The sequence below is a fragment of the Streptomyces sp. NPDC006296 genome (genome assembly GCF_040613235.1).
GTDB lineage: Bacteria > Actinomycetota > Actinomycetes > Streptomycetales > Streptomycetaceae > Streptomyces.
In genome coordinates this window covers 121,489-141,686 of the sequence record NZ_JBEXRT010000018.1, presented here as the reverse complement: position 1 = coordinate 141,686, position 20,198 = coordinate 121,489, and the positions used below count along the sequence as shown (strand labels likewise).

19 protein-coding genes and 1 pseudogene are annotated in these 20,198 nt (G+C 73.0%); 5 read left to right on the top strand and 15 right to left on the bottom strand.

What is annotated here, in order from left to right; translation table 11 throughout:
- Window positions 1-535: 535 nt before the first annotated feature.
- The gene (locus tag ABZ172_RS15610) at window positions 536-991 is read right to left on the bottom strand and encodes a hypothetical protein (protein ID WP_356884188.1); all 456 of its coding nucleotides are present in this window, start codon (window positions 989-991) and stop codon (window positions 536-538) included.
- Window positions 992-1,372: 381 nt separating this feature from the next.
- Window positions 1,373-2,164 carry an A24 family peptidase gene (locus ABZ172_RS15605; protein WP_356884186.1) on the bottom strand — a complete coding sequence of 264 codons (792 nt, stop codon included), beginning with the start codon at window positions 2,162-2,164 and terminating at the stop codon, window positions 1,373-1,375.
- 105 nt (window positions 2,165-2,269) lie between these two features.
- On the opposite strand from ABZ172_RS15605, the gene ABZ172_RS15600 reads away from it, so the two are divergent.
- Complete coding sequence (locus ABZ172_RS15600; protein WP_356884184.1) at window positions 2,270-2,659, top strand: DUF192 domain-containing protein; 390 nt, start codon at window positions 2,270-2,272, stop codon at window positions 2,657-2,659.
- Window positions 2,660-2,803: 144 nt separating this feature from the next.
- Here ABZ172_RS15600 and ABZ172_RS15595 read toward each other — a convergent pair whose 3' ends face one another.
- Complete coding sequence (locus ABZ172_RS15595) at window positions 2,804-3,988, bottom strand: hypothetical protein (RefSeq protein WP_356884182.1); 1,185 nt, start codon at window positions 3,986-3,988, stop codon at window positions 2,804-2,806.
- 775 nt (window positions 3,989-4,763) lie between these two features.
- Between ABZ172_RS15595 and ABZ172_RS15590 the strand changes: the two are divergent.
- From ABZ172_RS15590 to ABZ172_RS15575, 4 genes and pseudogenes are all read left to right on the top strand, one after another.
- Window positions 4,764-6,012: pseudogene (locus ABZ172_RS15590) on the top strand (benzoate/H(+) symporter BenE family transporter); the annotation flags it as partial.
- 482 nt (window positions 6,013-6,494) lie between these two features.
- Window positions 6,495-8,486, top strand: a complete 1,992-nt coding sequence (locus tag ABZ172_RS15585) for a hypothetical protein (RefSeq protein ID WP_356884180.1) — start codon at window positions 6,495-6,497, stop codon at window positions 8,484-8,486.
- Window positions 8,487-8,505: 19 nt separating this feature from the next.
- A complete protein-coding gene (locus ABZ172_RS15580; RefSeq protein ID WP_356884178.1) occupies window positions 8,506-9,087 on the top strand; it encodes a hypothetical protein in 582 nt (193 codons plus the stop codon).
- A gap of 20 nt (window positions 9,088-9,107) precedes the next feature.
- Complete coding sequence (locus tag ABZ172_RS15575; protein ID WP_356884176.1) at window positions 9,108-9,551, top strand: DUF3592 domain-containing protein; 444 nt, start codon at window positions 9,108-9,110, stop codon at window positions 9,549-9,551.
- Window positions 9,552-9,787: 236 nt separating this feature from the next.
- Here ABZ172_RS15575 and ABZ172_RS15570 read toward each other — a convergent pair whose 3' ends face one another.
- The 12 genes from ABZ172_RS15570 to ABZ172_RS15515 form a co-directional block, all read right to left on the bottom strand.
- A complete protein-coding gene (locus ABZ172_RS15570; RefSeq protein WP_356884196.1) occupies window positions 9,788-10,438 on the bottom strand; it encodes an OmpA family protein in 651 nt (216 codons plus the stop codon).
- Between the two features lie 8 nt (window positions 10,439-10,446).
- On the bottom strand, window positions 10,447-11,037 hold the full coding sequence (locus ABZ172_RS15565) for a hypothetical protein (protein WP_356884174.1): 591 nt from the start codon (window positions 11,035-11,037) through the stop codon (window positions 10,447-10,449).
- Between the two features lie 27 nt (window positions 11,038-11,064).
- Window positions 11,065-11,712: a pilus assembly protein TadG-related protein gene (locus ABZ172_RS15560; RefSeq protein ID WP_356884194.1), complete on the bottom strand. Its 648-nt coding sequence runs from the start codon at window positions 11,710-11,712 to the stop codon at window positions 11,065-11,067.
- Window positions 11,709-11,933 (bottom strand): hypothetical protein, encoded by a 225-nt coding sequence (locus tag ABZ172_RS15555; RefSeq protein WP_356884172.1) that lies wholly within the window; start codon window positions 11,931-11,933, stop codon window positions 11,709-11,711. Before ABZ172_RS15555 ends, ABZ172_RS15560 begins: the two co-directional genes overlap by 4 nt.
- 260 nt (window positions 11,934-12,193) lie before the next feature.
- The gene (locus ABZ172_RS15550) at window positions 12,194-13,261 is read right to left on the bottom strand and encodes a response regulator transcription factor (RefSeq protein ID WP_356884170.1); all 1,068 of its coding nucleotides are present in this window, start codon (window positions 13,259-13,261) and stop codon (window positions 12,194-12,196) included.
- A 92-nt stretch (window positions 13,262-13,353) separates the two neighbouring features.
- A complete protein-coding gene (locus ABZ172_RS15545) occupies window positions 13,354-14,721 on the bottom strand; it encodes a histidine kinase (RefSeq protein ID WP_356884168.1) in 1,368 nt (455 codons plus the stop codon).
- Between the two features lie 10 nt (window positions 14,722-14,731).
- Window positions 14,732-15,619, bottom strand: coding sequence for a DUF5936 domain-containing protein (locus ABZ172_RS15540; protein ID WP_356884166.1), 888 nt, complete (start codon window positions 15,617-15,619; stop codon window positions 14,732-14,734).
- A 13-nt stretch (window positions 15,620-15,632) separates the two neighbouring features.
- Window positions 15,633-16,568 (bottom strand): type II secretion system F family protein, encoded by a 936-nt coding sequence (locus tag ABZ172_RS15535; protein ID WP_356884164.1) that lies wholly within the window; start codon window positions 16,566-16,568, stop codon window positions 15,633-15,635.
- A gap of 10 nt (window positions 16,569-16,578) precedes the next feature.
- Window positions 16,579-17,916, bottom strand: a complete 1,338-nt coding sequence (locus ABZ172_RS15530) for a CpaF family protein (protein WP_356884162.1) — start codon at window positions 17,914-17,916, stop codon at window positions 16,579-16,581.
- Window positions 17,917-17,948: 32 nt separating this feature from the next.
- Window positions 17,949-18,317, bottom strand: a complete 369-nt coding sequence (locus tag ABZ172_RS15525; protein WP_356884160.1) for a TadE/TadG family type IV pilus assembly protein — start codon at window positions 18,315-18,317, stop codon at window positions 17,949-17,951.
- A 117-nt stretch (window positions 18,318-18,434) separates the two neighbouring features.
- Window positions 18,435-18,767, bottom strand: a complete 333-nt coding sequence (locus ABZ172_RS15520) for a pilus assembly protein (protein WP_356884158.1) — start codon at window positions 18,765-18,767, stop codon at window positions 18,435-18,437.
- A 164-nt stretch (window positions 18,768-18,931) separates the two neighbouring features.
- Window positions 18,932-20,191, bottom strand: a complete 1,260-nt coding sequence (locus ABZ172_RS15515; RefSeq protein ID WP_356884156.1) for an AAA family ATPase — start codon at window positions 20,189-20,191, stop codon at window positions 18,932-18,934.
- Between the last annotated feature and the right edge of the window lie 7 nt (window positions 20,192-20,198).

Sequence of the window (20,198 nt, the reverse complement as noted above, 5' to 3'; positions counted from 1 at the left end):
TTGTGGGGGGGGGGGGGGGGCCGACCGGGGCCGTGCCGCCGGTGGGCGGCGAGGCTACGGGGGGTGCGACGTGAGGGGCGGTTCGAGGGACGCCGGGGCGGGGACGGGCCGGCGGACCGGGCCGGTGGGGCCCGGGGGCCCGTGAGACCGCTGAGGCTCCGGGCCCGGCGGAGCCTGGGGGTCTCGGGCCGGTGGGCCCGCTCAGCCGTGGGCGCGGTACCGGGAGGGGCGTGGGGTGTGCGAGCGGTCGCGCGCAGGGGGTGGGCACTCGGAACGGGTGGCCCCGGGGTGCGGGAGTGCCCCGTGCGAGGGCCGGCCGTGGAGGGGGCGGGCAGCCGGGAAGTGAGCAGGGGCCGGCCGGATGAGCGGGTGCCGCGCGTGGGAGGTGGTCGCGCGTGGGAGGTGGCCGCGGGGTGAGCGGCGGTCCGGGAGACCGACGGGTGCGATCGGTCGGCCGGGGCAGATGGTCCGGCGGGGGTCGGCCGGTTCGGCGGGTCCAGCAGGTGAGGAGGTCCCCGCGTGGGTCGGCCGGTTGTCAGCGGGCGAGGAAGCGGATGGCCACGGTGTCGCCTCCGGCGACCGCGAAGTCGCCGTTCTCGCAGCGGATCACCGCCTCGCGCACCTCGCCGTGCTCGTCGCGCCGTTCCTGGGTGCCGGTGACCGTCCAGGCACCGCCGTACGGAGGGGGCGGCAGCCGGCTCAACTGCTCGAACTGCCACTGGCCCGCGGGCACGCACCAGTCGGGCAGACCGGGCCAGGCACCGGAGGTGATGCTCAGGCTGCGGTCGGAGGAGCACGTCAGCAGGACCGACTGGCCGCCGTCCAGGACGAATTCGACGGCTTCCGGCTCCCCCGCGCGCCCTTCGGGCCGGTAGAACAGGCCGAGGACCGCGGTGATCCGCGCGCCGGTGAGCCAGTCGCCCTTCCCGTGACGCAGTCGGCCGGCCGGAGGACTGATCTCTCCTCCGGGCATTTCCCTTCCCACCGTCATGACCTGCTCCTTCGTTGTGCGCTCAACGACCACCATCGCACTACTCGTGGGTAGGACGGAGGAGCGGGGAATGTCGTTGCATCCGCGGCGTGTGAAGACGGGCTCAGCGTAGGGCCGTTGGCCTCCGTTCCGGTTCCGTGTCTCGACAAGGAGCGGGCGTTGTGCGCGGCGAGGGGTCACTCCTCCTCGATCTCCCGGTGCGAGAAGCACCGTTGGAGCGGGCGGTCACCGGAGGGCCGGCCCCGAGGACATCCGGATGGCGCGCGGGCTCGGACCCCGCGTCCGGCACTGCGTCGTGCGCGTGCGTCCGTGCGCCCGTGCGCCCGTGCGTCCGTGCGTCCGTGCGTCCGTGCGTCCGTGCGTCCGTGCGTCCGGTGAGGGTCAGGTGGCGAGGCCTCCCGACACCAGGCCGAGCAGCGCTCCGGCGATCATGAACGGGCCGAACGGGATGCCCGTCTTGCGCCCGGCGCGTCGGGCGAGCATCAGCGCGGCGCCGTAGAGGGCGCCGAACAGGAACCCGGCGAAGCCGCCCGCGAAGAGGACCGCCCAGCCGTACCAGCCGAGCGCCACCCCCAGGGCAAGGGCGAGCTTCACGTCGCCGAAGCCCATGCCGTTCGGGTTGATGCGGAAGAGCAGCAGGTAGAAGCCGCCGAGCGCCGCCCCGCCGAGCAGGGCGGAGGTCCAGGAACCTCCGTGTCCGGGAAGCAGGGCGGCGGCGCCCAGCAGCACCGCGGCCGTACCGGCGAGGGGCAGCGTGAGCACGTCAGGGAGCCGGTGGACACGGCGGTCGACGACGGCGAGGAGGACGGCGACGGGGGCCAGGAGCACCCAGACGACGGCCTCCGGGCGGGCCCCGGTCGTGGCCGCGAGGGCGGCGCAGGCGGCCACGGTGACCAGCAGGGTCGCGGCGGAGGGTGCGTAGCGGCTGTGTCCGGCGGGTGCCGGTGTCTGCGGGGCGGTGTGCCCCGGGTGCGAGGGGACGGCCACGGCGCACACCGCGCATCTGGCCGGGCCGAGCCAGCCCCGTGCGGGACCGGTGAACGCGTGGCCGCCGGGGCAGGCGTCCCGCCAGGGTTCCTCGGGCTCGACGGAGAGGCGGTACGCGGCGCGCGGGAGCAGCAGTCCGGCGGCGGCACCCCAGAGTGCGGCGAGCACGGTCAGTGTGGCGTCCACGGGCCCGACCCTAATCCGTTCCGGCCGGAGGGGTCTTGGGCCCGGGGGCCCACTGCGGGCCGTTCCGGGCCCACCGGCCGGTGAGGAGGGCTACGGTCGGGGCCCATGGGGAAATGGCGCAACGGCGGCGGGACGCTGACGGTCGGTTCGGACTCCGAGGTGCGGGAGGTGCCCCTGCGCATCGCCGCCTCCTACCGGGCGCGGGCGCGGGGGCTGCTGGGCGCGGACGGCGTCGAGGGCGCCCTGCTGATCACCCCGTGCGGGAGCGTGCACACGTTCCGGATGCGCTTCGCCATCGATGTGGCGTACCTGGACCGGAGGTTCAACGTCCTGGCGGTCCGCACGATGCAGCCCGGCCGGCTCGGCCGGCCCAGGTTCCGGGCCCGTCATGTGGTGGAGTCGGAGGCCGGGGCGATGGACGGATGGGGCCTGCGGCCCGGGACGCGGGTGCGGGTCTCCGTGCCCGTCACGGACGTCCCGCCGCCCGCGCGGTGACGAGCGCCACGCCGCTCTCGGGCGGGGTGGCCGTCGGAAGTTCGCCGCCCGGACCGGCCCCGCCGCGTGGGCCGCTGCTCCGTGCGTCCGTGCCGTGTGCGTCCGTGCTGCCCGGGCCCGTGGGTCCGGTCGGGGCGGCCTCGGTCACGGCGGTCCCGGTCCCAGCAGCGTCCACGCGCCGTACGCGGCGGAGCCGAGGGCCAGCGCGGCGACGACCGCACCGGTGCGGAACGTCGTACGCAGGCCGGTCAGCGCCACGGCGGGCGGCAGGAGCAGCGGGAACGCGGGCATCATCAGACGCGGCCGGGAGCCGAAGTAGCCGGAGCCGATGAGCGAGACGACGACGACCGCGATGCCGTACACCAGCACGGGCAGCGGCTGCCGCTGTCGTACGCACAGGAGCACCAGCCCGCCCAGCAGGCCCAGCGCGGCGCAGAGTCCGAGCGCGGCGGGGAACGGCAGTCCGGTGACGAACGCGGCGAGCGCCCGGCCCCCGTCGATGCTGTTCCCCCAGTGCGCCTGGACGTCGAAGTACGCGAACGGATGGCCCTCGCGCACGGCGACGAAGACCACGTACCCCAGCCATCCCAGTGGTGCCAGGGACACCCCCAGCAGCATGCGGGCGTTCCGGCGGAGCAGCCCCCGCCGGTGGCCCGCCCGCCACGCGCGGACGAGGACGGTGCCGGCGGTGAGGGCGAGTGCCGCGATGAGTGCCGCCGCCGAGGGCCGCGTCAGCCCGGCGAGCACGCAGAGCGCGCCCGCGGCGATCCAGCGGTCCCGGAGGACGGCGTACAGCGACCAGGCCGCGAGTGCGGTGAACAGGGTCTCGGTGTAGGCCATCGACTGTACGAAAGCCGTCGGGTACGCCCCCCAGAGCGCGGCCAGCACGATCCCGGTCCGCGGTCCGTACAGGTGCGCCCCGACGGCGAAGATCCCCCCGGCCGCGAGGAGCCCGGCCAGCCAGGCGACGGTGAGGCCGGCGCCCTGGAGGGTGAGCGGGGTGACGGTGGCGAGGCCGCGCTCCAGGGCGGGCAGGAGCGGGAAGAAGGCCAGGTCGGAGTGGACGCCGCCGTCAGGGAGGGTGACCGTGTACCCGTAGCCGTGCTCGGCGATCCGCTGGTACCAGACGGAGTCCCAGCGACCGCCCAGCAGGTGTGCGGGGTCCTTCCCGGCGAGCCGGGCCGAGACACCGAGCACGACGAGTCCCACGGCCCTGACCGCGGCGTAGGCACCCAGGGCGGGGGCTGCGGCGGTGAGCAGGGCCAGGGCGCGGTGCCTGGCTGCGGGCGCCGCCGGGCGGGAGCGCACGGGTGTGGACTGATCGGGCATGCGGCCGATTATGGGCCTGCCGCTGCCCCGCTCGGCGAACCGCCCCGGTGATGTCCCTCCACCGGGGCGCAGGGGCTGGGGGTGCGGCTCCCTGCCGCGTTCCTCCGCCGGTCCGCAGGAGCTCGGTGTGCGGCTTCCCGCCGCGTTCCTCCGCCGGTCCGCAGGGGCTCGGTATGCGGCCCGGCCGGGTGACGGGCCTGCGGCCGACGAGCGGGGCGGGGGTGCGGGTCGGCTCCGGCCGGGGCGGACGCGGGGTCCGCACGGGGGTGCCGCACGACCGGCCGGTCGTGGGGGACCACTCACCGCACGGGCCGACCGGGTCGCCCGCGAGGGCCGGCCCGGCCGTCGGCAGGGGCACACGGAGGCTGCCGGCAGGTTGCGGCCCGGCCCGGCGCCGTGGGGGGTGCGCCGGGACGGGCGTCGATCACCTGCGGCGCAGACGCTAACGTCCCGCCGGCTCCCCGTCGTGGGCCCAGGGGCCCAAGACTGGGCCCTTCTAGGCCTCGGGGGCCCTCCCGCCGTCGGGCCCCGTCCCGTCACGCGTGCCGGACCTGTCACGCATGCCCGCTCCCCCTGGGGCCGCCCGTCCCGGTGCCGGAGCCGTCTCGGGTGCCCTCCGTTCACACATGGGCTCCTGTGCCGGCCCGGCCCCCTGCGCCCGAACCGTCTCGTGTGCCGGACCCGGCGGACCGTGTGCGGCGGGTCGTGCGAGGGTTTCCGGCGGCGTACGACCCCCGTACGCGGACGTGGACAGCGCGGAAGAGGGCGACAGCGGATGACGGCCGGCTCATCGGTACCGACGGCGGCGGAGCACGGGGAGCGACCGCCGGCCGGCGGGCCACGGCCCCGGCTGGTCCGCGACCTCTCGCTGTCCGCGGTGCTCGCCGGGATCGTCGCGGTCGTCGTCTCCTACTCGGGCCCGCTGGTCATCGTGCTCTCCGCCGCCCGCGCCGGGCACCTGGACACCGCGCAGACCGGTTCGTGGATCTGGGCGATATCGATCGGCAGCGGACTGACCTGCATCGCCCTCAGCCTGCGCACCCGTATGCCGGTGATCACCGCGTGGTCCACCCCGGGTGCCGCGCTGCTGGTCACGAGCATCGGCTCGTACGCGTACGACGAGGTGATCGGCGCGTTCGTGGTGTCCGGCCTCGTGATCGCCCTGATCGGGGTGACCGGTGTCTTCGGGCGGCTGATGCGGCTGGTGCCCGGCGCGGTCGTGTCCGCCATGCTGGCGGGCGTCCTCTTCTCGTTCGGCGCGGACGTGTTCACCTCCCTGGAAACACACCCCCGTCATCGCCGGGTCGGTGCTCCTGGCGTACCTGCTGGGCAGGCGGTGGCTTCCCCGGTACGCCGTGCTCCTGGCGCTCGTCGCAGGTGTGGTGTGCAGTGCCGCGAGTGCGAAGCTGCAGGTCCGCCTCGACCATGTCGGCCTGGTGCAGCCGGTGTTCACCGCGCCCGGCTTCTCGCTGGCCGCACTGGTCGGCATCGCGGTCCCGCTGACCCTGGCGACGCTGGCCTCCCAGAACGCGCCGGGCGTCGGGGTGCTCTCCGCTTCCGGATACCGCCCGGACGACCGGCTGCTGGTGGGCTCCACCGGTCTGGTCTCGGCCGTGCTCGCCCCGTTCGGTTCCCACGCGGTGAACCTCGCGGCCATCACCGCGGCGATCTGTACCGGGCCGGAGGCCCATCACGATCCCCGGCGGCGTTACGTCGCCGGGGTGGCCTGCGGGGCCGTGTACCTGGTGGTCGGTGCGTTCGGCTCGACCCTCGTGGCGTTCTTCGCCGGCCTGCCGAAGGAACTGGTCGCCGCCCTCGCCGGGGTCGCCCTCCTCGGTGCGCTGGCCGGCGGGCTGACCGGAGCGGTGCGGGAGGAGAAGGACCGGGAGGCCGCGCTGGTGACCTTCCTCGCCACGGCCTCCGGCGTCACCCTGTTCGGCATCGGATCGGCCTTCTGGGGACTGGTCTTCGGGGTCGCCGCGCATCTCGTCCTGAACGGCCGGCCCCGCCGCGCAGCCGGTCCCCCGGCGGCGGACACGGCGGACACGGGAAGCGTGCGTACTGCGGCGGACACGGGAAGCGTGCGGGCTGCGGCGGCCGTGCGGACCCAGGCGGTCGCGGAGGCCGGACGGAACCCGGCGGGCTCGGCGGACGCGGAGGATCCCGCCCGGCGGGCGTGATCCCTCAGCGGGTGGGATCCCCGTGGGTGTGATCCCTCAGCGGGTGGGATCCCCCGCGGGTGTGCCCCCGGCAGGTGTGCCCGCCCGCTCGGCGGTGGTCCCGGAAACCGCCGGGCCCAGGATCCGGCAGCCCGGGCGACCGTGCCGCCGCTCCTCGCGTCCCGTAGCCCGGCACGGTATGGGTCCTCGGGCCCATCGCTCCGCCCGGGCAAGGGGAGTTGGGCCCGTCTTTGGGGCCGGGGGCCCGGGTCGGGCACGGTCCCCCGGCCCTACATTCGCCCTGCGGGACGGCAGGGCAGGTGCGGGCGTCGGGGAGAGGGTGAACCGTGAGCGGTGGCAGCGGCTGGGGAAGCAGGGCCACGGGCCCGATACCGCCGGGCGGCCACGGCGGCGGGGGCGGCCGGTTCCTCCCTCTGTGCCGCGGCTGGGCGGCCGGGGCCCTCGTCTACGTCGTCGCCGGGTTCCTGGTGACGCGGGCGCTGGTCGAGACCCTGGCCACCGAGGAGCGGCTCGAACTCTTCGGCTGGCGCCTGGGGTTGCTGCACCTGCCCGGAGTGCTCGTGACCGTCCTGACGGTCCTGGCCGCGGCCCGGGCACTTCCCGCCCGCCACCGGGACTCCCGTCCGCTGTATCTCCTCGGCACGCTCGCCGTACCCCTCGCCGGACTCGCGTACGGCTACGCCACGGCCTGGGGCGTCGTGGGGACCGAGGGCCTGCTGATGCCGGCGGTCGCCATGGTCACCGGCAGTGCCGTGGGGCTCGTCCTGGACCGGCTCGTGGAGGACCGGGACCAGGGCCGCGTGTCCCCGGTGGTACCCGCCCGCTCCTACGCCCGGCGCGACCGCGGTGCCACCGCGACCGAGTACCTCGGTGTCATCGTCCTCGTCGTCGCCCTCGTCGGGGCGCTCGCCCTGGCCGGGCTCGGCGGCCGGATCGGGGAGGGCATCCGCTGTGCCATCTCCTCGCTCACCGGGGACGGCGGCGGCTGCAGGGCGGACGGCGACGGCACCGCCAGGCCCAGGACCGACGCCGACTACGAACCCAAGCTCTGCCAGATCTCCCAGGTCTCCGACACGGCGGGCGGCAAGGTCAAGATCGGCTGGTTCGAGTGGGGCGAGGAGTACGGCTTCCAGCAGAAGGTCGCCCAGGCGAACACCGACGTGAACGGGGACGGGAAGGTCGACGCGAACGACAAGCTCGTCTACATGACTTTCACCGACGCCGCCTCGGCCGGCGTCAACGCCAGCACGCCCGGTGTGAAACTCGGCAGCTTCGGCAAGGCGGACGTCGACATCGGCGGCGGAATCAAAATCACCAACGGGGACACCTGGGTGTTCAAGAGCGAGGCGGACGCCCAGAAGATGCGGGACGACATCGAGGAAATGAAGATGTGGGAGACCTCGACGAAGCACAGCGGCGGTTACGGCGGCGGCTGGTACTCCGGAATGAAGTGGGCGGACAAGAAGGAGGACATCGAGAAGAAGATCGGCGACAAGAAGATCTCCTACGCGACCGTCGGACTCGGTGTGTACGCGGACGGGGGCCTCTCCCTCAGGCCGGGCGACGAGAACAAGCTCAGCGCCAAGCTCGGCGGCAAGGCCAAGTTCTCGCCGGACGTCACGATCACGAAGGACGACGTCAACGGCAACGAGGCGTACACCTACACCGCCAAGCTGGAGCTCGAGGGCAAGGTGAGCGGCACCGCGGGCCCGCTGAGCGGCACCGCCGGGGCGAAGGACACCCGCACCGGGGCCCTCACCGTCACCCGGGACCAGAAGACCGGGAAGATCGTCCGGATCGACATGACGCAGACGGTGGAGCAGACCTCGACGTCCGACAAGGGCGAGGCCGGCGGGGACAACGGCCAGAAGAAGAAGGACAAGCGGGGCGGCAAGGGCGGGGTGACGGACTCCTCCGGGGACACCGGCATCGAGGTCCGGACGAACTCGGTCGTCTTCGGGAAGGAGACCGACCGGGCCACGGAGGACAAGCGGGCCCTCGCCGAGCAGTGGCTGGACGGTTCCGGCGACAACACCGCCCCGTTCGCGTACATGTTCGGCGACCACTCCCTGGAGAAGAAGCCTTCCGGAACGGACCCCTTCGAGCAGCTGATGTTCCAGGACGGCCTGTCCAGCACGATGCGCTACCACGGTGAGACGGACGCCCAGGAGTTCGGCTTCGAGGTCTCGTTGGGCATGAGTCTGGGATTCTCCGTCTCCGACGAGCACAAGAAGGAGACACTGACGGACGCGCAGTTCCTCGGAGCCCCGCAGGGCGACGCGCGCACCTACCTGCCGTACAGCTACTGCGCACGGTGAACCCCCGGACGAAGAGGCGATGACGTTGACGAAGTCCAGGACGCTCGGCACGGCCCTCGCCGCCGCCCTCGGTCTGACACTGCTCAGCGGCTGCGGCGGCACGGACACCGCCGCGGTCCCGGACGGCTGGGGCACGCTCGACACGAAGAGCGTGTCCGTCGGCTACCCCGAGGCGCAGGGGTACGCCCCGCAGCCCGCGGCCGAGCGCAGCAGGGCCAACGCGGCCGTCGCGCTCAGGGAGGAGAAGGGCGTGCGCACCGGCATGGTGTCGGTCCAGCTGGACTTCGCGACGGGTGTCGGCGACGCCGGTGAGGCCGCGGCCGCCGCGGGCGCCGGGATCGGGATCGGAGCGACCCGGAAGGAGACCCGGGACGTGCGGCTCGCCGGGGAGGAGAGCGCCCGTGACGCCCGCAGGATCGACTACGAGTTCACCTCCACGGGCGAGGAGTCGACCCCGGCCGGGGGCACCCGGATGACGGGCGTCGTGGTGGCCGGTGTCGACTCGCACGACGTACCGTTCGCCATCCGGATCAACGCGGTGAAGGGCACGCTCAGCCCGGCGGACCTCGACTCGTTCGTCGCGTCGATCACCGTCAAGTAACGCGTAGCGGAGCCTTGTTCATGCAGATCCTGCCCGGTGGCACGGCCACCTTCCTGCTGCTGTTCGGCCTGTTCCTGGGTGCGTTCGCGGTCCGCTCCGGCCTGCGCCTGTTCCGTGTGCTGCGGCTGGTCCGGCACGGCGCGCACGTCGAGGGCAGGTGCGCGGCCCGGCGCGTGGAGGACCGCGGCACCGGGACGGAGAACCGCTACCGCACGGAGTACGTCTTCGCCTTCCGCACCCCGGACGGCCGTGAGGTCGAGTTCACCGACCACGCCCCGGGCCCGTTCGGCTTCGAGGTCGGCGCCCCGGTACGCGTCTCCTACGATCCGGCCGCCCCGGACTCCCGGGCCACGGTCGCGGGACCGGGCGCGTGGGGCCCCGTGCTGATGCCCGCCGTGTTCGCGGTGGTCCTGGGCCTGTTCTCGCTGGGTCTGCTGATCGCGTGCGCGGTGACGGTGGGCTGAGGGAGCCTGTCGGGGGGGCCGGTACGCCAGGGCGGGCCGGGGCTGAGCTGATCGACGCGTACCGGGGTGCCCCGGCCCCAGGAGGTCCGGGGCATCGGGGGCGGGCCGGGACCTCGTCGCCCGTTACGTTCCCGTCCGGTCCTTCACCGTCGGGAACCCATTCGTCCGGGCGCCGGTGCAGCGCCTCGGCCCGGCGGCCATGGCACGGCACCGGCGCCGCCGGACCGTGCGCGGTTCTACGAGCCTTCGGTGCGCGGGAAGGAGACCTCCACCCGGCGGTTCTTCTTGCGGCCCTCTTCGGTGTCGTTGCTGGCGATCGGGTAGTCCTCCCCGTAGCCGCGGATCTCGAAGGTGACGCTCGGCAGCTTGGTGGAGAGCACCCCCTGTACGGCGTTCGCCCGCTGCTTGGACAGGACGTCGCCGTGCGCGGAGGAGCCGAGGTTGTCGGTGAAGCCGAAGACACGCACCTTCGGGGCGTTCTGCGTCTGGATCTCCAGAGCGATCGCGTTGATGCGCGCCGTGGCCTCGCTGCTGAGCTTGGCGCTGTCCTTGCCGAAGAGGACCTCGGCCTGAAGGGCGAAGGTGATGTCGGCGTTGGTGTCCTCCCGGCGTTCCTCTCCCCCCATGTCCTCGACGATGGACTTGATGTCGAGGACCCGGACGTCGCCCAGCGTCGCGCCGTCACCGAGCATGAGGCCGGGCGAGTTCGCGTCGACCTCCACGGGGGGCGAGGCGCTCGGGACGGCGGTGGGGTTGTCGTCCGCCGAGGCCGGCGCGGCACCCCACAGGGTCGAGGTGCCGAGGACGACCGCGGCGGCGGCGCAGAGTCCGACACGGCACCGGAGCGCGCCGCGTGGGGAGGCGGGTGCGGGGGCGGGTGGCTGCATGGCGGTCGTCACCCCGAGATCTTGATCGTCGCGGTGGGCATGGTGGGGAGCTGGAAATCAACGTCCGTGACGCCCGCCGGAGGAGCGGGGAACTGCACGAAGAACGGGATGGTTTCCCCAGGCCCGATACCCGTGGTGAATTTCGTGCACAGGCACCTGCCGTCCGTGTCCCGAAGAGTCAGGTACCGCTTCTTGCCCGTCTGGTCGACCAGGGAAGCACCGGCGACGGAGGCCCCGTTGCCTACCATCTCTTGCTCGTTCCCCTGCCATCCCTGGGCAGCGAAGCGCTGCTTGGAGCCATTGGTCACGCTGCCCTTCACCGTGACGAATCCACCGGAGTCCCTCTGCGCCGAGTTGACGACCAGATCGATGTCACCCGGCCCCTTCACACTGGCCAGCACAACTGACGGGTCGACACTCTCTTCGGTATCCGGGGAATTCGGCTTCTCCGACGCTGAGGACCGGGGCTGCTTCTGCTCCCCCTCAGGCTTGTCCGATCCCTCGTCGCCACCACAGGCCGTCAGCGCGACAGCCATGGCTACGGTGACCGCGGCGACGGCGGCTCCCTTGAAGCGGATCCGGGGCATGGCTGCACGCATCGGCGTGTTCCTCTCGGTGACGTTCACTTAGTTGTCGGCCAGGTGGACGGAGAAAAGGTCTGCCAAGGCGGGCAGCAGGTCGAGGTGCTTCGGGTCGATACGGAAGTCTTCGTCATCGTCGCAGACGACCTTGTACGCCTTCTGCTCCTCGGGCTCGTCCGTGTCGCCGTCCTCGTCGGGGGTGCCGGTGGAGGGACCGGGCGCGGGGCGGGTGTCCTCCTCGATGCGGCAGCGCGGCTCGATCACGGCGCGTGCGGTCGCCGTGGCCCTCGTCGTCTTCGTGCCGGCGATCACCGAGCTGCCGACCGTCCTGTTCGTCTCGACCGTGACGGTGTACGAGGCCTCGGGATCGAAGCGCTGGTCGCAGCTGACCGAACGGGCGTCGTTCTCCGCCGCGAGCCGGTCGGCTGCGGAGCACGATCCGCCACCGATGTCCTGACCGCTCAGCAGGTCGTCCCAGGCATCGAGATCGAAGACCCCCGGCCAGGTCCATGCGTCGCGCGCGTCCTGGGCCGCGGCCAGGGCGGCGGCGTCGGCGGCCGTCTGCGCCTCGTTCTTCTTCATCGAGGCCTGGCCGACGGCGAAGTAGGCGAACGCAAGGAAGAGCAGGCCCGCCACCACCATGATGTAGATGGGGAAGGCCTGCCCTGCCTCGCGGGTTCTTCCGGCGGTCAGCCCGCGCCCGTGATCTTGTTGATCTGTGCGGTGATGGCTCCGGCGATCGCATTGCCGAAGTTCGTCGTCATGAGCACACCGATGATCGCCACGACCACCACGATGATGCCCAGGTACTCCACCGCGCCCTGTCCCTGGTCCGCTCGGGCCTTCATGCGCTCGACGGACGTGTTCGCCCAGACCTTGGCGTTCACGGAAGCCTTCAGCATCAGCTTGCTCATGGGGTTCCCCTCCGGATTCGGCCGGCCGGACACCGGCCGGTGTGTGAGTCTCTGCGATGCCGCCCGCGTTACCGGCTTCCTCCTGGCCGGTGCCGCCGGCGGCGTGAGCAACGTACGACTGGGCAGGCCGCTCGCCGGAGGGCCCCAGGGCCCAAAAGCGGGCCCAAAGCGGGCGTTGGGTCCCTCGTCCCGTACGCGTGCGTCCCGTACGCATGCGTCCCGTACGCGTGCGCGAGCCCGCTGCGGGGCTCTTCCTCCGTTCAGCCATGGCTGATCGTCCCCCTCGCCCCGGGACCAGGGCCGGGCGCCGTGCCGAGCCAGCGGGCGATCGCCTCGCTGCGGCTGGCGCTGTGCAGCTTGGTGAAGATCCTGTTGATGTGGTTCTTGACGGTCTTCTCGCTGATGAAGCAGGTGGCGGCGATCTGCTGGTTGCTCATGCCCGAGGAAATCAGGTCCATGACCTCCGCCTCCCGCGAACTCAGGTCGAACTGGCGCCTGTTGGGCCTCGGTGGCCCGCTGTTCTCCGCTCCGGACGACGACTGTCCCACAACAGGTTGCACGTGCGAAAGGCTTTGCGGATTTCCGGCCGGTTGCAGCGGTTGCGGCACCGGGCCGCCCGGGGGGTGGAAGGTGCTGCCCGGGGGCTGGTCCGGGGAGCGCGGGGCGTCCTGCGGGGCGCCCGGCGCGAGGGCTGTTCCCAGTCCGTCGGGGAGCGGTCCCGGCTGAGGGGTCGTCCCTTGGCGCATATGGGCGAGCAGCGCGCCGGCCGCCGTGGCGGTGAAGGGCGCGCGACCGCTCCTGGTGTCGCGTACGGACTGCACGAGTTCGTCGGCGGTGAACTCCCCGTGCACCAGGTAGCCGCCTGCTCCCAGCCGCAGCGCCTCGTGGACGATGCCGCTCTCCCGGCTGTACGTCAGCATCATCACGGGTGCAACCTGCACCAGGTGCGGCAGGGCGGAGAGGCCGTCCACGCCGGGCATCCGCACGTCGAGCAGGATGACGTCCGGCCGGTGGCGCAGAGCGGCCTCGTAGGCCTCGCGTCCGTCCGCCGCCTCGGCCACGACCTCGATGTCCGCGCGGCCGGTGAGCAGCACCCCGAGTCCCGCCCGCACCACGGGGTTGTCGTCCGCGACGACCACGCGCAGGGGCCCGGGGTCCGGGCGGTCGGGGGCCTCGGGGAAGGCGGGCAGCGGCGGGGGCTGGGTGGCCGGGAATGCGGGGGTGCGGGGTTCCGTGCCGTGCGGTGCGCCGTACGCGGACGGCCGCGGGGAGGCGTGGTTCTGCGCAGCCGGGTCCTGGCCCGGGGTGCGCGGGACGTCGTCCGGCATTCTGCGACCTCCTCTCAGGTGTCATGGGGACGAAGGTGCGGGTGGGGTGGTGCCGTGCAGCGGAAGCGTGGTGCCGTGGAGCACGAACGCCGCTACGGGTGCGAGGCCGGGTCGGCGGCGACCGCGGAGGCGACCGCCGGTCCGGGCGCCGGCCCGGCGGTCGTGGTGCCCGACGACGGCTCCAGTGCGGCGGTGGGGAGTTCGACGCGGACCTCGGTGCCCTTGGCGGCCCGCCCCTTGCCGATCCGGATGCGGGCGCCGATGGAGGCCGCGCGTTCGACCATGCCGACGAGTCCGAAGTGGCCGGCCCGCCTCAGGTCGTCGAGCGTGGTGCCCGCGGGCAGTCCCCGCCCGTCGTCGTAGACGCTGACGCGCAGGATGTCGCCCTTGATGCCCGCGAGGACGACCAGATAGGTGGGGTGGGCGTGCCGGACGGCGTTCTCCATCGCCTCCGACGCGACGGTGAGCAGCTGCCGGGCGACGACCTGGGGAACCAGGGGCACCGGGGTGTCGCCGAGGGTCCGGAACACGGTGTTCATCCCGCATCGGCGGGTGAAGTCCTCGGTTCTGGACCTCAGTTCGGTGATGAGGTCCACCCCGCCGTCGAGACCGGACGCGCGCCGCAGGTCGGAGAGGAGTTCCCGGGACTCGGCGGCGGCCCGGCGGGCGGACCTGGCCACCAGTTCCGCCTGGCGGCGGACGGTGAGGGGGTCCAGCCGGTCGGAGGAGCCGGCCAGGCCGTCGGCGGCGAGGGCCAGGCCGTGCAGGGTCTTGGCGACGGAGTCGTGCATCTCGCGGGCGAGCCGGGCGCGTTCGTCCTCGACGGCGACGCTGACCGCGAGGCGGGCCCGGGTCTCGGTCAGTGCCTGGCTCGCCGCGCCGACGCGGAGCATCAGATTGCGCAGGGTCACGCCCACCCCGCCGGCGAGGACGCAGAAGCCCGGCAGCAGCAGTGCGCTGGACAGGCTTCCCCGGAATTCCTGGTCCGCGCCGTAGGCCGCGCCGAGGACGAGGATCTGGAGCACGGCGAAGACTCCGGCCGCCCGCCAGCCGTAGAGCAGTCCGGCGAGCAGCGGGGTGCAGACGACCGCGTAGCCGAGGCTGGACTCGGGTGTGGCGGTGAAGAGGAGCAGGGCGCCGAAGACCGTGTCGGCCCCGAGGAGGACCGGGGAGCGTACGAGGAGCGGCCCGAAGCGCTCCCAGTCGCGGTAGAGGGCGTACGAGCCGACGAAGGTCACCAGGACGGCGGAGGCGACCAGCCAGCTCGGGAGGCCGGGGGCGGTGTTGTCGAGCGCCTGCGGGGTGCCGATGGCGATCATGGCCAGCCGGAACAGGAACACCTGTCTGGCCAGCGCCGAGAGGGCGTTGACCTGGATCGACACGGTGGGCGCCGGGCCGGCGGGGGTGGACAGGGCGGTGTGCCGCGCGTCCTCGGCGTCCGGGTGCAGGGAGATCGTCATGGGCTGCCGGTCACTCCCCCGTGAAGGATCCGAGGTCGGTGTCGGAGCCGAGCAGCATCGCGGCGCCCATGAGGATCATGGTGGCGGGGATCATGAAGGTGGTGACCATCAGGGTGGCCTTGGGGACGGCCTTGGCCGCCTTGCGCCGGGCGTTCTGCGCATCGGTGCGGCGCATGTCGTTGGCGATGGCGATGAGCGTGTCGACGATCGGTGCCCCGAGTTCCTCGCCCTGCTGGAGCGCGGTGACGAACATGGCGACCTGTTCGGAGTCGTTGCGCCTGCGCAGCTCGTCGAAGGCCTGGCGGCGGCTGACGCCCATGTCCATCTGGCGCAGGGTGATGCGCAGTTCGTCGGACCAGGGGCCCTGGTACTTCTCGGCGACCCGGTCGAGCGCCTGCCGGAAACCGAGGCCGGCGGAGACGACGACGGCGAGCACGTCCAGGAAGTCGGGGAGGGTGCGGTCGATGTCGTCCCTGCGCTTGCGGACGGCGGCCCAGATGCCGACCTCGCCCCAGAACAGGCCGAAGGCGATCATGAGCAGGGCCAGGAAGAACCTGCCGCCGGCGAGCATGGTGAAGGCCGCGAACCCGCCGAGCGCGCTGTAGACGGCGCGCCGGGCCGCGTAGCGGTCGATGGTCAGGCCGCCGGGGTTGCCCGCCATGTCGATCCTGCGGCGCTTCTCGTTGACCTTCTTCGGGCCCATCAGGCGGAGCACCAGGGGCGCCCAGCGCATGCCGAGCCGGTCGATGCCCGAGCCCACCGCGGTGGTGCGGGTCGATCCGACCTCCAGTGCCAGCGCGAGGTCGCCGGGGAGGGTGGCCTCGGCGCGGTACATCCGTATGCCGGTGAAGGCGCCGAAGACGGCGGCGCCGACGACGAGAGCGAGCAGCAGTTCCATTCCGGCCCCCTCCTCAGATATCGATCTTGGAAACGCGGCGGATGGCGACGAAGCCGAGGGCGTAGAGGCCGAGCGAGACGATGACGGCGATCTGGCCGAGGACGGTTCCCGTCATCCGGTCGAGCGCTCCGGGGAGGATCGAGTTCACCAGGAGCATCGCGCCGACGCCGATGGCCGGGACGGCGTACGCCGTGGCGTTGATCTGCGAGAGCTGGGTGCGGACCTCGCGCCGGGTCTCCTTGCGTTCCTCCAGGGTGACGGTGAGGTTGCGCAGCGAGGACACGACCTGGCCGCCGGCCCGGTTGGCGAGGATCAGGGTGGAGACCAGGACGACGAGTTCGCGGGAGGGCAGCCGCTCGGCGAGTTCGCCGAGCGCGTCGTCGAGGGTGCGGCCCACGCCCAGCTGGTCGGCGACGACGCGGAGTTCGTCTCCCGCGGGCGCTTCGAGCTCGTCGGCGGCCATCGCGAGGGAGGTGCGCAGGGAGAGCCCGGCCTGGGTGGCGTTGGCGAGGACCCGGGAGACCTCCGGCAGCTGGCTGATGAAGGCCTCGGTGCGCTTGGTGCGGTGCCAGGTCAGGAAGGTGTTGGCGCCCCAGACCGCGGCGAGCCCGGCGAGCGGGCCGAAGAAGGAGGTCAGGACGGAGGCGGCGATCAGCCAGAGTGCCGCCACGGACGCCATGACGGAGAGGACGTACTCCCCCGGGGTGATGTCGAGGCCGGTGGCCGCGAGCTTCAGCTCGATCCTCCTGCCGAGCCCCGTCCGGCGCAGCCGGCGGTCGAGGCCCCGGAAGCGGCGCTGCGGGCCCAGGTCGATCTGGCCGGTCGAGGAGAGCCGTTCGACGAGCGCTTCGCGCTGGGCCTTGCCCGAGGTGTAGGCGTGCAGGCCCAGGACGCCGAGGAGGCAGCACAGGAGGGTGACGCCGATGGTGAGCGGTACGAGGTTGTCCATGGCGGGGTACCTATCCGGCCTCTCGGGTGGCGAGGTGTTCCTCGGACGGGGCGACCCCGAAGGCCTGCGGGATCGGCTGTCCGGACATGTGGAGCCGGTCGGCGACGCGGCGCGGGAGCGGGAGGGCGTGGAACGCGCCGTGGATCACCCCGTCGCTGTCCATGGGCCGGGCGTCGAAGCGGGCGACGGTGACGATCCGGTACGGGGCGCGGCCGTGCGAGTCGAGCACCGCGATCTCGGTGACCCTCCTGCTCCCGTCGGCGTGCCGGGTCAGCTGGACGATGACGTCCACGGCGCTGTTGATCTGGTCGTGCAGGGCCTCGAAGGGGATCTTGATCTCGGACATCGAGGCCAGGGTCTGGAGCCGCATCAGCGCGTCCTCCGCGCTGTTGGCGTGGACGGTGGCCAGCGAACCGTCGTGGCCGGTCGACATCGCCTGGAGCATGTCGAGGGACTCGCCGCCCCGGACCTCCCCCACCACGATGCGGTCGGGGCGCATGCGCAGGGAGTTGCGGACCAGGTCGCGGATGGTGACTTGCCCCTTCCCCTCCACGTTCGCGGGGCGCGACTCCAGGCGGATCACGTGGTTCTGCTGGAGCTGGAGTTCGGCGGAGTCCTCGATGGTGACGATGCGCTCGTCCTCGGGGATGAGTCCGGAGAGCGCGTTGAGGAGCGTCGTCTTCCCGGTGCCGGTGGCTCCCGAGACGATCACGTTGAACTTCGCCCGGACGAGTCCGGCGAGGAGCAGCAGCATCTGCTGGTCCAGCGAGCCGAAGCCGATCATCTCCTGGAGCGAGAAGGAGCGGGGGAAGCGGCGGATGGTGAGGGTGGCCCCGGTGAGCGAGAGCGGCGGGATGATGACGTTGACGCGCTCTCCGCTGGGCAGACGTGCGTCGACCATGGGGTTGGCCTCGTCGACCCGCCGGTTGACGGTGGAGACGATGCGCTCGATCGTCTGCATGAGCTGCTCGTGGCTGGCGAAGCGCATCGGCAGCTGTTCGACCCGGCCGGCCCGTTCGACGAAGATCTGGTCGGGTCCGTTGACCATGATCTCGGTGATGGAGGCGTCCTCCAGGAGGGGTTCGAGGACGCCGAGACCGAGGGCCTCGTCGACGACCCGGCGGATGAGCTGGGCGCGTTCGACGGTCGAGAGGACGGGGCCCTCGCGGCTGATGATGTGGCCGAGGACGCGTTCCAGCCGGGCCCGGCGGTCGGTGGCGGCCAGCGAGGACATCTCCGCGAGGTCGATCTCCTCCAGGAGTTTCGCGCGGTAGATGGCGACCAGGTGGCCGTCCTCCCGTCCCCCTCCGCGCTCCTCGGGGGCGGTGATGCGTGCCCGCAGGCTCATGGGCGGTACTCCTCGGATGGGATGGGCGGTGCTCAGTCGCGGGGCATGGTGGCGGACTTCTCGACGGTCCGGTCCCCGAGCAGGCCGAGCAGGACGTCGGGGACGCTGACCGACACCGTCACGGTCACCGAGTCGCCTCCGGACGGCGGGGTGATACGGGCCCGCTGGGCGACCCAGCCGGTCATCGACGCCCTGCCGACGCGCTCGTACGAGCCGCGCACGGCGTCCTGGGACGCGGTGCGGGCGGCGGCCCTGGCCCCGGTGCCCGCCTGCTGTGCGGTGTAGGCGATCAGGCCGAGCTGGATCCCGGCGAGGCCGATGAGGATGAGGACGGGGAGGAACCCCAGGTACTCGAGGGCGGTCGACCCCCGGTCGTCCCGCCGGCCCGCACCGCTGCGCATCGTGCCCGGGGGACGTACGGGTGCGCCGGGGCCGGTTCGCACCGTGCCCGGAGGGTGTACGGGTGCGCCGGGGCCGGGCGGTGTCGTGTGCGGGGTGCGTGCGGGTGTCATGACGCGTCACTTCCCTTCCGCGGCCGCGCCGGCCGTCGCCTCGACGGGGATGGGGAGGCCGACGAAACCCGGGAACAGGACGGGTGCCCTGAGCCGGACGGTGGCCGTGACCACGTCGGCGCCCTCGGACCCGCAGTCGGGGATCTCGGCGGGCCCCTGCCAGGCGCTGGGGAGCCGTTCGTACACGGCGTCCCTGCACCTGCTCTGCCGGTCCCAGGCGCCCGCGGCGACCGCCTTGCGCACGCCCGCGTCGGCCGCACCGCTCGCCAGGGTGAAGGTGTAACCCACCAGGACCGCCTGCCAGAGCAGCACCAGCGTCACCAGGATGATCGGCACCATCCCGGTGAACTCGATGCTCAGCTGCCCCCGGTCACGGTCACGCCCGCGGACCGGAGCACGCCCCCGGTCACCGTCACCCGCCCGGCCCGGACGACGCCCCCGGTCCCGGTCCGTGCCGCGGCCCGGCCCTGTGCGTATCCGGCCGGGTGCTCCGCCGCGCCGCCTCACTGCCGGCCTCCCCCGCCGGTCGCGCCGCCCTTGCGCCTGCGGCCCCCGATCGAGCCCCTGTCGCCGCGCGGCTCCGCTCCCTGCGCGGGCTTCACGAGTCCGAGCTCCGCCGCCAGGGCCCAGAGCGCCTGCTTCACGGTGGAGCGGGGGTCCAGTTCGTGCATCCGGCCCGAGTCCACCGCGCCCTGGAGCTCCTTGAAGTGCGCCGGGACCGCCGTGGCCGGCATCCGGGTGCCGGTGATCCGCTGGATGAGCGCCGGCTGGATCTCGGTGTTGCGGTTGAAGCGGTTGACGAGGGTGACCGTCTCCTCGGCCTTGCGGATCTGGAGGCGGTCCCACATCCGCACGATGCGCTTGGCTCCCCGGACGGCGACGACGTCCGGGGTGGTCACCAGCACCGCGGTGTCGGCCATCTCGACGGCGGCGGCGTTGGCCCCGTTCATCTGGCTCCCGCAGTCGATGACGACGACCGCGTAGCGTGAGCGCAGGGCGCTGACGATCTGGCGGGCGGCCCGGTCGCTGACCTCCTCGCCGCGTTCGCCCTCACCGGGTGCCAGCAGCAGGGCCAGCCCGGTGTCGTGCGAGAACACGGCGTCGGAGAGCACCCGCGGGGATATGTCGGCGATGGCCGCCAGGTCGACGACGGAACGCCGGAACTGCACGTCGAGGTAGGCGGCGACGTCGCCGGTCTGGAGGTCCAGGTCGACGAGCGCGGCCGCGTGTCCCGACGCCTGGGCCGCCAGGGCGAGCTGGACGGCCGTGACGGTCGTCCCGACCCCGCCCTTGGCTCCGGTGACCGTGACGACCGTGCCCCCGGGGCCGGTGAACACGTCGCCGCCCGCCCCGAGGTGGCGCCGCACGCCGGTGGACCACTGGGCGGCGGCCTGGACGCGGTTGGCGAGCTCCTCGTAGCCCAGGGGGAGGGTGGCGAGGCCGCGTGCTCCGGCGTCCATGGACGCGGCGAAGAGACCGGGGCTCGCGTCGGCGGTGATCAGCACGACGCCCACGGCGGGGAAGCGCAGGGAGACCTCCCGGATCAGCTCCAGGGCGGGGACCGGGCCGATCCGTTCGTGGACCAGGACGACCTCGGGCAGTTCCTCGACGGACTCGCCGGCGAGTCGGGCCAGGGTGTCGATGAGCTGGGTCGAGTCGCCGACCGGCGCGGCCGGCTCCGCGTCGGGGAGCTGGCTGAGCAGGGTGGTCACGGACCTGGCCGCGTCGGTGTCGCCGACCGCCGGGAGGATTCTGGTGGTCATCCCATCC